9 protein-coding genes and 1 rRNA gene are annotated in these 11,249 nt (G+C 46.7%); 7 read left to right on the top strand and 3 right to left on the bottom strand.

Annotated elements, in window-relative coordinates; translation table 11 throughout:
- Positions 1-211 (bottom strand): 16S ribosomal RNA (locus ABDK92_06265); the annotation flags it as partial.
- A gap of 306 nt (positions 212-517) precedes the next feature.
- On the opposite strand from ABDK92_06265, the gene ABDK92_06260 reads away from it, so the two are divergent.
- The 7 genes from ABDK92_06260 (at position 518) to ABDK92_06230 (ending at position 9,235) form a co-directional block, all read left to right on the top strand.
- The gene (locus ABDK92_06260; GenBank protein MEN3186226.1) at positions 518-3,085 is read left to right on the top strand and encodes a methyl-accepting chemotaxis protein; all 2,568 of its coding nucleotides are present in this window, start codon (positions 518-520) and stop codon (positions 3,083-3,085) included.
- A gap of 266 nt (positions 3,086-3,351) precedes the next feature.
- Positions 3,352-5,094: a phosphodiester glycosidase family protein gene (locus ABDK92_06255; protein MEN3186225.1), complete on the top strand. Its 1,743-nt coding sequence runs from the start codon at positions 3,352-3,354 to the stop codon at positions 5,092-5,094.
- Complete coding sequence (locus tag ABDK92_06250; protein MEN3186224.1) at positions 5,091-5,816, top strand: DUF72 domain-containing protein; 726 nt, start codon at positions 5,091-5,093, stop codon at positions 5,814-5,816. The genes ABDK92_06255 and ABDK92_06250 overlap by 4 nt, the downstream gene beginning before the upstream one ends.
- A gap of 77 nt (positions 5,817-5,893) precedes the next feature.
- On the top strand, positions 5,894-6,409 hold the full coding sequence (locus ABDK92_06245) for an AAA-associated domain-containing protein (GenBank protein ID MEN3186223.1): 516 nt from the start codon (positions 5,894-5,896) through the stop codon (positions 6,407-6,409).
- A gap of 14 nt (positions 6,410-6,423) precedes the next feature.
- Positions 6,424-7,926, top strand: coding sequence for an ABC transporter permease subunit (locus ABDK92_06240; protein ID MEN3186222.1), 1,503 nt, complete (start codon positions 6,424-6,426; stop codon positions 7,924-7,926).
- 11 nt (positions 7,927-7,937) lie between these two features.
- The gene (locus ABDK92_06235; protein MEN3186221.1) at positions 7,938-8,705 is read left to right on the top strand and encodes an ABC transporter ATP-binding protein; all 768 of its coding nucleotides are present in this window, start codon (positions 7,938-7,940) and stop codon (positions 8,703-8,705) included.
- Positions 8,706-8,737: 32 nt separating this feature from the next.
- Positions 8,738-9,235 carry an AAA-associated domain-containing protein gene (locus ABDK92_06230; GenBank protein MEN3186220.1) on the top strand — a complete coding sequence of 166 codons (498 nt, stop codon included), beginning with the start codon at positions 8,738-8,740 and terminating at the stop codon, positions 9,233-9,235.
- Position 9,236: 1 nt separating this feature from the next.
- Here the strand turns inward: ABDK92_06230 and ABDK92_06225 are convergent, their stop codons facing one another.
- Together ABDK92_06225 and ABDK92_06220 are read right to left on the bottom strand one after the other, a co-directional pair.
- Positions 9,237-10,466, bottom strand: coding sequence for an alkaline phosphatase (locus ABDK92_06225; GenBank protein ID MEN3186219.1), 1,230 nt, complete (start codon positions 10,464-10,466; stop codon positions 9,237-9,239).
- Positions 10,438-11,238: an aldo/keto reductase gene (locus tag ABDK92_06220; protein ID MEN3186218.1), complete on the bottom strand. Its 801-nt coding sequence runs from the start codon at positions 11,236-11,238 to the stop codon at positions 10,438-10,440. The genes ABDK92_06225 and ABDK92_06220 overlap by 29 nt, the downstream gene beginning before the upstream one ends.
- Positions 11,239-11,249 lie beyond the last annotated feature (11 nt).

Raw genomic sequence — 11,249 nt, 5'->3', positions numbered from 1 at the left:
TCCTTTCCACCTCCAGCGAGGGGAAAGCATATGGGGTATTAGCCATCCTTTCGGGTGGTTATCCCCCTCCGGAAGGGAGGTTACTCACGTGTTACTCACCCGTTCGCCACTATCCTCCTTCCTTCTTACGAATTCCAGAGGACCGTTCGACTTGCATGTGTTAGGCACGCCGCCAGCGTTCGTCCTGAGCCAGGATCAAACCCTCCATGAGAAACTCGTTAAAGCCCCTCATCGGGGCTGATCCAGACTGAAAATGGAAAAACTCAAAATCATTTGGAAGTAGGCGGAATATTGACTTTTCAAGGTTCATCTTTCCCTGCCCGAAGGCAAAAGTAAATGTAACACAAGAGTGTGGGGTTGTCAAGCTACCTTAAGAGGAGTTTTTAAGAATTTTTAAAACACGGGACAGCGACAACAAGAAGAGTACCAGGTCCCTGATACGCTTATTCAGAATCTTGCGTTCAATTCAACATTCAGAGAAAATAGAAAAGAACACCGAGAAGGAGGAGGAATACTCTTGAAAATCAAAACGAAAATTGTTCTGGGTTTTATTGTCCTTGCGGTTCTTTGTGGTGTTATCGGAATAGTGGCCATCTTTGCTTTGAGGGAAACCAACCGTTCATTCCAAAATGTAGAAAATGCTTTTCCCCTGTTACTGGCAACCTCTCGTTTGAAGAATATCCTTTCCACGTACGATACCCTCCTACTTTCTTATCTTCGAGAAGAAAATTTAGAAAAGCTCAAAAATTACGAAACCTCGTTGAAAAACCTGGAAACACGGATTGAAATGTATCTCAACGCGTGTTCCCTGGGAAGCAACTCCACAGACTTTTTGTCGCGATATGGCGATCTTTGGAGTACTGAGGAGTTTTCTGCCACCATTATACCCCCTGCAGAGGAGAGCGAGCTTGGGGTCCAGTTCAGGGAAATCCAAACCCTTCAGGCCCAATACATCACCAAAACTCAAGAGGCACGTAACAACTGGCAAGAATGGCTTGCCACCCAGAGAACCCGGAATGAAAAAATTGTTGCCATGGACGAACCGTCACGGGTTATTGTCGATTTTGTGCAGAATATGGGAGGAATGATTGCCAAATATGACGACCCCTTCAACGAAATCTATTTCTGGCAAGAGCAAAATCGGATTCGGGCTAATCTGAGCTCGTATTTTGAACGATTTCAAAAAGACTTAGCGCAGCTACCGCTATCCGAGAAAACCCGTAAGTCACTCTCTGAAAAACTGAAAACATTAGAAGAAAAGAGCAGTATCTTCTTTGCTGCCTTGCATAATGAAGAAAACCTCCAATTAGACAGGGATTTTATGGAATTCTACCGAGCATACCGATCGTTTAAAGGAGTTCTAAGCACCTTACGCCTTGAACAATGGACCGAAAACATCCACTTCCTTAACCAGGAGCGTAAAAACTATCTGCTCCTCTCTGGAGAGGAAAAAATAAAAGCAAAAGCATCGGTGGAAAAAAATTTTGAAATCCTGTCCAGATTCTTTGAAGAAGATTTTGCAAAGATTTACAATCCGGATACAACCCAGACCATTGTGAGCAACGGGTTCACTCCCCTTAAAACCCTCTGGCAGGAAGTAACAGAACTCGACCAAAGCCTACTCCGGTTGGACGAAGAGATTACCCACATTCTGGAAGAAGTGCGAGAAATTGAAAACCGCATCACACTTACCGTCGATGCAGTAACCCAACGGGTGTCCGAATACTTTACAAAGAGCATGATCGTCACAAAAATTACCCAGAAAACCCTCCAGCAGACCCTCATTTTTATCGTCGTCGTTGCGTTAGTTCTTGCTCTTGTTCTTGGACTCTTTTTCTCTCGAAGTATCGTCATTCCCCTTCGGCAAGGCGTGGCGTTCGCCCAGGTTATGGAACACGGAGACCTGACCCAGAGTCTTAAAATCAGACAAAAGGACGAAATTGGAACATTGCTCTCAGCCCTCACCCAAGCCACATCCTCGTTACGACGCTTTCTTGCCGAGGTCGCCTTTTCTGCGCAGGAAATTTCCAAGACCATGGAAAACCTCCATCAGGGTTCCCGAGAAATCGCCCAAACTGGAGACCAAATTGCCCAAACCATCGCCCAGGTTGCTCGAGGTTCTGAAGAGCAAAACCAGAATCTCATCATAACCTCGAAAAAAATGGAGGAATTCCTGAATGAAATACGAATGGCAAGCGAAAAGCTTTCGTTTGAAGTTGAAAAAACAACTGCAGCCTTAGAAGAAATAGAACGCATTGAAGAACAAATCCGTGAAACAGCCCACAACCTTCAGGAAATGAGCAACGCTGCAAACACCGCGTTGAGTGCCACAGAAAGGGGTGAACAAACCTTAGAAGAGGTCATCCAAGCTATGAACACGATTCAGGACTCGGTGTTGTTTGCTGGAAAAACGGTAGAGAATCTGGGCAAAAGTTCTCAAGAAATCGGAAGTATCACTGACCTCATCACTGGCATTGCCGAAGAAACGAATCTTCTTGCCCTCAACGCAGCCATTGAAGCGGCTCGGGCCGGAGAAGTAGGACGTGGCTTTGCCGTTGTGGCCCAGGAAGTTCGAAAACTGGCTGAAGAATCGGCTCAGGCCGCGCAAAAAATCGCCTCCTTAATCCAGGACATCCAGAAGGAAGCAAAACAGGCCGTATTCTCAGCAAATGAAGCGCAGGAGAAGGTCAAAAGGGGAAGTGTGGCCGTGGAACAGACCAGGGTGTCTTTCGGAGCAATTCACAAGACAAATGAAGTTGTTACCCAGCAAACCGAACGTATTGCCGCCTCCTTCCAGAAAGTCGAAGCAGCAACACAATCTATTACTTTACTCTCCAATGAAGTCACCAGAATCTCCCAGGAAAACGCAGCACGGATTCAAAAAGCCATGCACCTTTCCGAGGAAATTTTTCACACTCTCAGTCATGTCGCATCAATATCCGAGGAAAATGCTGCTTCGGCTGAAGAAGTGGCCGCTTCATCAGAGAAACAGAATGCTGCCCTCCAAGAAATAGACCAAAATGTTGCCGCAACAACAGAATTAGCCAGAAAACTTCAAAAAGACCTCGGGCAATTCAAAATATAAACGGGTTTCCATACCAAGAAGAGACTCCGAACGTTGATACCTCCTGCAGGAGATGGACTTATGTCTTCCAGTAAGGAAATCAAGTCTGAAGCGATTATTTATCTCCTCCAGGAGTGGGCACAGTAACCACAAAAGACACAAAAACCAAAAAACTCGAGAAAAAGACAAAAGAAACCATGGGGAATAACGAGTTCCTCTTGACACCCGTTATGCTTGATAACACAAAAACTTGCATAGATAAACCTTTTCTGTTAAGCTAATACGCTATGAAAGAAAGAAGACTCTCTATAGCAATAGCAACCGTTATTGTGCTTCTGGTGCTCTTCTCCTCCGTGGTGAGGGCCCAAACATTAACCAGGGGAGAGTTTATCTCTTCCCTTTACACCATCTTAGGACTCCCCCAGCCAAAAACTCAGGACCCCAGAAGCCAGGCTCCCATCCTGCGACTTGAAGTCATCAAAGAAGCCATCAAGGCACTTTCCTATGATGACCTCCTTCCTTTCGTCAGTGCCGAAAATCTTCCCTTTCCTGAAGTGCGAGAGCTCAAAAAAGAAGACCAAAAATGGGTGGCTCTGGCAGTAACGCTGAACCCACCACTTTTTAAGGGCGATATTCGAGGGATGTTGAACCTAAATCAACCCCTTACTCGGCAAGAATTCTCCTACTTAAAAGAAACGCTCAGAACCTATGCACAAGGAAATATTTCCTTCTATCGAGAAAAAAAATTGCATCCCAACCTGACCCTGATCACCAAAAAGCGGGGATTTTCGTCAAGTCTCGTTCCACCTTTAGAACCACAAGGAGAACAATTTTTTCTGCAGGTCGGAGCCTATCAGGACGAAACAAGAGCCCAGAGGATTCTCTCTTTCCTTAAAGAATTAGGATATTCCGCCCAGATCCAGAAAGAAAACGACCTGTTTAAAGTGCGGGTTGGCCCCTATTCTAAAAAAGAGGCTAAAACCGTGGGAGAACGCTTAAAAAATCAGGGTTTCTCCTCCTATCCTGTTCTTGAAAAAGGAAACGGGACAAGAGCACAACCGTTCTCGGGACCGGTTTTCATCCTCGCTCTTCTTTTTGATCCGCGCAATGCCCCTTTCCAAATTGAGGTGGCGCTGGCCAACGACCAGATCATGGATCGGGAGAAAACCAGTGAAATTGCTCGTCGGAATAACGCTATCTTTGCCCTCAATGCCAGCTTTTTCACCAAAGCTGGAGAACCCCTGGGTCTTTTATTTGCCAACGGTCGGGTTCTGAGCGAACCCATTGATGGGTGGTATAACTGCGGTTTCACCGCCGAGAACGAAATTTTCTTCGGGGAAATGAAGTTTAGAGCCGAAGCCATTCTTGAAAATGGCACTTCTCATCCAGTCAAGGGCATCAATCGCCTGAACCAGGGAAACGAAATCGTGATCTACGACCCGTTCTTCGGTCCAAAAACACCTGCCCAAAAAGGCGTAGAGTGTATCGTGCGTAATGGTGTTGTAGAGCAAATCAGAGAAAGCCAGGGAGAAACCTCTATCCCCGCTCAGGGATTCATCCTGCAGGGAAATGGGAAGGGTGCCCAGTGGCTCCTTGCTCACGTAACTCCCGGACAAAAAATCCAATTGAAGATTGGCCTTTACCCCCTCACCGGAGACATCACCAAATGGCAGAAAATGCAATACGCGGTGAGTGGAGGTCCACTTCTTTTTTTTGAAGGCAATCCAGGACCATTTGGTCAGTTTAACCAAGATGTGGTTAACAAACGGCACCCTCGTACGGTGATCGGAGAAACCAAAAGCGGTGACATTCTTTTCCTTGCCGTCGATGGTCGACGTCCCGGACACAGTTTGGGACTTACCATCCAGGAACTGGTGGAAGAGTTGAAAAATTATCACATCAAAAATGCCCTCAATCTCGACGGTGGAGGTTCAACCACTTTTTACCTCCAGGGCCAAATCCTGAACATACCGGCTGACTTCACCGGAGAGAGAAAAATTTCCACCGCGATTTTACTCAAAAAGAAATGATTCGAGTTGGAGTATGCGGACTTCCAGTCTCACGAATTTCGCTCTTTCAACAACTCGACGTGGTCGAAATCCAGAAGACCTTTTATACGCCGCTCTCCGAGAAAAACCTTCTTAACCTCCGAAAAGGAGCACCTTCTTCTTTCATCTTCACCATGAAAGCGTTTCAAGGAATCACTCATCCCCATACGTCTCCCACCTATCGCCGAGCGAAACTTCCACCCCACTTCGTCCCTCACAATCTGGGTTTCTTTAAGAATACTCCCGAGGTTGAAGAAAGCATCACCATCACCCTTTACGAAGCCCATATTCTCCAAGCCAAAGTCATCGTTATCCAATGCCCTCCCTCTTTCCAGCCGACTTCCGAAAACCTCACCAACCTTTCACACTTTTTCCGAAAACTGGAAAGAAATCCATTTTTATGGGGATTTGAACCCCGAGGAAATTGGCCTTCAGCAATCATTCGCAAAATTTGCAAAGACCTTGACCTGATTCATGTCGTTGACCCATTTTACGCTTTCCCTACCACCGGTAGCATTCAGTACTTTCGCCTTCACGGTAAAGGAAGCTATCACTACCGCTATACCCAGGAAGAAATCAGAATACTTGCCCAAAAACTGAAAGAAATACAAAAAGAAACTTTCTGTCTTTTCAATAATACCTTTATGCTTGAAAATGCCCTGGAGTTGAAAGGGGCGCTTGCCACGGAATCAAACCCCAACTGATTGGCTTTTTTTTCCTTTACAAAGTAGTGTAGAATACGAAATTAGAGGAGAAAGAGTTACGAACGGGGAGGAAAACTATGAGAGAAGAAAGTGGCCACTGGCCAAAAGCAGGAGTAAGCGAAGTTGTAGGACTCCTGGAAATGATCGATGATGAAGGCGGTAAAATCGATGTCTACAAAATTGGAAAAACCATTGGTCACAAACTGGATCAGCTCCTGAGTGCGGTGGAAACAGCCAAAACTTTTGGCTTTGTTACGGTGGAAGAAGGGGATATCTTGCTTACCGGGCTGGGCAAAACCTTACTCCAGGGTTCTACCGACGAACGCAAAAAAATCATCGCCCAGATTCTTCCTCAGTTCGACGTATTCAAAGAACTTCTCGATGTGCTCCATCTCAAAGAGAATCATGTGGTGGATGTCGAATACCTGGAAGAAATCATCGGCCGGGTGCTTCCGGAAAAAGAGGTAGAAAAGGCAAAAGATATCATTCTCGATTGGGGACGATTTGCCGAACTCATCCGGGTGGACTCTGATGACCAGGAAATTCACCTGGAAGAAGAGGAAGAAAGGGAAGGGAACGGAGAAAATGAATAAGCGGGAGTGTTAGAATGTATCTTTTTTCTGCAGCATTCTGGTCTGTGATTCGTATTTTTGTTGCCTATTTTTTTTCCCTCCTTTTTGGGATTGTTTATGGAGTTTTAGCAGCCATGAGTCCTCGAAGAGAACGCTGGATGATTCCACTTCTTGATGTCCTGCAATCGGTTCCAATTCTTGGTTTTTTCCCCATCGCCGTATCAATTCTGGTACTTCTTTTTCGAGGACAGCGTATAGGTTTAGAACTGGCGGCAATCTTTCTCATCTTTACTTCCCAGGTCTGGAACATTGCCTTTGGAGTGTATGAAACGGTAAAAACTTTCCCCAGGGATATTGCTGAAATGGCCCGATCTTTCGGTATGAACCCCAACTTTCTGGTCAAACGCATTTACGTCCCTGCTCTTGCTCCCACCATTGTTTATAATAGTGGTGTCAGCATTGCCGTTGGCTGGTACTTCCTCATGGCTTCGGAAATCATCACCCTGGGAAATGTGGAAGTCCGTTTACCCGGGCTCGGGACAGCCATGATGAGTTACGTCGCTAAGGGTAACATTGTCGGTATGTTCATCACCGTTGGGACCATTGTTTTCATCAACTGGTGCACCCAGTGGTTTCTCTTCCGCCCGCTAATTGAATGGAGTGACCTCTTCAAATTTGGTGCCGTGGGGAGTGCTCCTGAAGAACCAGGCGTTGTAACCTTTTTACGAAACAATATCCGCTGGGAAAAACTCTCCCAGCATCTTGACCATATCCTTTCCTGGGGAGGAGGATTACAAAGACATCAGAAACTCCTCTCCACCCTGCGGTACGTTTTCTACACCCTTCTTCTCGGACTTTTTGCCTATTTTCTTTACTGGCTTCTGAAACCACCTTATCCTCCTCGTCTTGTGGAAATTCCTGAAAACCTCATTGCCACCACCTTCCGGGTCATAGTCGCGGTAGGACTCTCCATTCTTTTCTCGTTTCCTTTCGTCATTAAGGCGATTCGAGCGAGCAATACCGTAAAAAACATTTACACCCTGGCAGCAACCATGGGGAGCATCCCGGCGGTTATCTTTTACCCACTTATCGTGCGTAACATTGGTAGAGAGTACATGGGAATAGCCGCCGTACTGCTTCTCCTTACCGGGTCGCTCTGGTATACCCTTTTCAACATGCTCAAAGGCGCACTCATGATTCCCTCCACCATTATTGAGATGGCCAGTAACTTTGGTGTGCGAGGATTCCTCTATTACCGCACCATCCTCATTCCAGCCATGCTCCCCTCGCTCATCACGGGGACCATCACAGCCTGGGGTGGAGCCTGGAACGCTTCCATGGTGGCTGAAGAAGTGAATTTCGGAAAGGAGGTTTTTTCCATTCATGGCATTGGTTCTCTGCTTCTTTCCGCTACCGCACAACCCAAAGAACTTCTCTGGGTAGTACTCGCTATGACCATCTGGATCGTATTCATCAACACCTTTTTCTGGAAACGCTGGTATCATCATGCGGCTGAAAAATACAACTTCAGTGAATAGAGGAATACATCATGGTTTTGTTAGAACTTAAAGAAATCACTAAAGCGTATATCGAGAAAGGGAAATATTTTTCTGTCATCGATGAGATCGACCTTGTGGTGAAAGAAGGGGAATTTGTGGTCATCGTTGGTCCATCTGGTTCAGGAAAATCGACCGTGGTTCGCATTGCCGCCGGTCTCGTCCCCCCAACCAAAGGACAGGTTCTTTATAAAGAGCAACCACTTTCTGGACCCAATCCCAACGCATCGATTGTTTTTCAAAACTTCGCTCTGATTCCCTGGCTCACTGTTCAGGAAAACATCGAACTGGTGCTCGAAGCCCGGGGTATTCCTCCCCGACAACGCATCCGTACTGCTTTAAAATACATCGACCTTGTGGGTCTCGATTCTTTCGAAGACGCATATCCCCGAGAACTCTCTGGAGGTATGAAACAGAGAGTGGGATTTGCCCGTGCCCTGGCGGTAGAACCAGAGATTTTATTCATGGATGAACCGTTTTCCTCCCTTGACGTCCTTACCGCTGCTGACCTTCGCGAGGAATTCCTCAAATTGTGGACCAGTGGTAAGCTCTCCATTCGTTCGGTAGTCATGGTCACTCATAACATCGAAGAAGCCATTCTCATGTCCGACCGTATCGTGGTGCTCAGCACCCGTCCCAGTAAAGTCGTGGGAGAAATCGAAGTTTCCCTACCCCGTCCCCGAGACGTTCACTCCAAAGAGTTCGAATCCATCCTGGATCACCTCTACGCGCTTATCGTGAGTAGCCACATCAGTAAGTGAAATGGTATAATAGGGTTTGCAGGTGAAACGTGATGGACGATGAAACCGGTCCTTACCTTAAAGCAGGGGTAAGCGAAGTCATTGGATTTTTAGAAATTTTAGACGACGAATCGGGAAAAATAGACGTTTACAGGTTAGGCAAGAACATCGATCACCAGTTAGAGCAACTTCTCAGCGTTTTGGAAACCGCCAGATTACTTGGTTTTATCGAGTACGATGCTGGAGATGTCTTCTTCACTCCCAAGGGAAAACATTTTGTCCAGAGTAGCCAGGAAGAACGGAAAAAGATTATCGCTACCACGTTACTCGAAATTCCCGTTTTCAAAGAGTTACTTTCCTTCCTCACCCAAAGCGAAGAACACACCGTGGGCATGGAATACTTGGACCAGCTCATCACCAGAGACTTCACCACGGAAGAAGTCCAAAAAATTAAAAACGCAATGCTCCATTGGGGTCGATTTGCTGAACTGATCTGGGTCGACTCCGACCAACAGGAAATCCATTTAGAAGAAAAAGAGGAAGAAGCCTGAGTCACCTCTTTAGGCAATCCTTCAGGATTTTAAAAACATCGGTGTTGTCCTGGAAGATGCAAGAAGGTTCAGGCTGTCCCCACAGAAAAACCGGTACGTTCTTTCCAGTGTGGCCGGTGGTTTCCCAGGAAATCCCGACCTTCCGAGAAAACGCACGTGCCAGGGCCACGAATGTCTTGTTGACATCACCGGTGGGAACTTGGAAATCCGAAAATTCTCCCAGAGGCCACATTTCTCGGGCAAGTTCAGGCAGAGACACCCCGGAAGAAACCTTATCCAGAAAAATCTGATACGAGAAGGATTGGCTGAGAATGCCCAAAAAGTTCACATCAACACCCACTCCCAGCCCTCCAGTCTCATGGTCTGCAGTAACCAGAATCAAAGTTTCCTGGGGATATCGATGAGCGAAGGACAGCGCTTCTTGAATTGCCTCATCAAAATCGAGTAACTCAAAGAGGAGTGTTCCCACGTCATTCATGTGTTTACACCAGTCAATCTTTCCACCCTCTACCAGAAGAAAGAAACCCCGATCGTTAGAAAGAAGGTCTATCCCCCGGCGAACGGCATCCTTTAACGTATACCCTTCTTTTTGGTCAATGCGAAAGGGAAAGGAAAGCAGGGCAATGAGCGGTAATTCCTTATGAGAGAGGAAATCGTCCCAACTCCGGATAACCGTGTACCCTCGTTCCCTGGCCAAAGTAAGCGCATTACCTGGTGAGGCAATTCCCCATCCTACAAAAAGGTCAAAACCGCTTTCAACCATATCGAAGGCAATACCAGAGTAATCTCGACGGGAAGAGCGATGGGCATAGAAGGAAGCTGGCGTGGCATCGTTAATGGCCACATTGGTGACAATGCCCACCCGAAAACCCTGCCTTTTTGCGATTTCAGCAATGGATGGAACGGTTCTTCCAGAGGGGTCCAGCCCAACCGTTCCATTTCGAGTTTTCACCCCACAGGCCAGGGCTGTTCCCGAAGACGCCGAATCGGGAATTTCTCCAAGGGAGGTGGTGCCAACCACACCAGCGTATGGGAGAGCCGAAAACGCACTCACAAGACCACGCGATTCTTGATAGGCCTTCAACAATTGCACATCATTTTCACCCATCCCGTCACCGATAAAGAGAAAAAGAAAGCGCGGTGGCATCGACAACGCGCTTTCTACAAGAAGGAGGGTCAGGAAAACAATACCCAGGAAAACCTTACAACCTCGAAGCAACTTTTTCTCCACGGTCTAAACGACCAATCTCTTCCATTTCTTCAGAGGTTAAAGCAAAGTCAAAAATTTCCAGATTTTCCTTTTGATGTTCAATGCTCTGGGCTTTGGGAATGGCTGCCACCATTTTTCGCTGGACGAGCCAGCGCAGGGCAACCTGATTGGGCGATTTTCCATATTTTTCGCCTATACGCGTGAGCACCGGGTCTCCAAGAAGTCTTCCCCGAGCCAGAGGTGAGTAGGCCGTGAGCATCACGTTCTTTTCCTGACAGTAACGGAGTAAATCCTGCTGAGTCAGATAGGGATGACATTCCACCTGGTTAGTAAGAACAGGCGACGAGGCAACTTGAAGGGCTTTTTCGAGTAACGAGATATCAAAGTTACTGACTCCCAGAAAACGGATTTTCCCTTCCTCCCGAAGTTTTTCCATCGCTCCAATGGTTTCTTCTAAAGGAACGCTCTCCGTCGGCCAGTGAATGAGATAGAGATCCACATAATCGGTTTTAAGCTTGCGTAAACTCTCCTCACAGGACTTTTTTACATCCTCCCAACGGAGATGCGTATACCAGACTTTGGTGGTCAAAAAAATCTCCTCCCTGGGTACTCCAGATTTCCGAATGGCAGAACCTATTCTCTCCTCGTTGTCATAGAATTCAGCCGTATCAATGTGACGGTACCCCAGAGAGAGTGCGCTCAAAACCGCTTTTTCTCCCACTTCACCCCGTATATCCCAGGTACCAAAACCAATGACCGGAATTTTGGTTCCATAAAGGACAATATATTCCACTCCACTCACCT

The sequence above is a fragment of the Atribacterota bacterium genome (assembly GCA_039638595.1).
GTDB classification, from domain to species: domain Bacteria; phylum Atribacterota; class Atribacteria; order Atribacterales; family Caldatribacteriaceae; genus Profundicultor; species Profundicultor thermophilus.
Note: the sequence above shows the minus strand (reverse complement) of the source record. Positions and strands in the feature narration are given on the sequence as shown.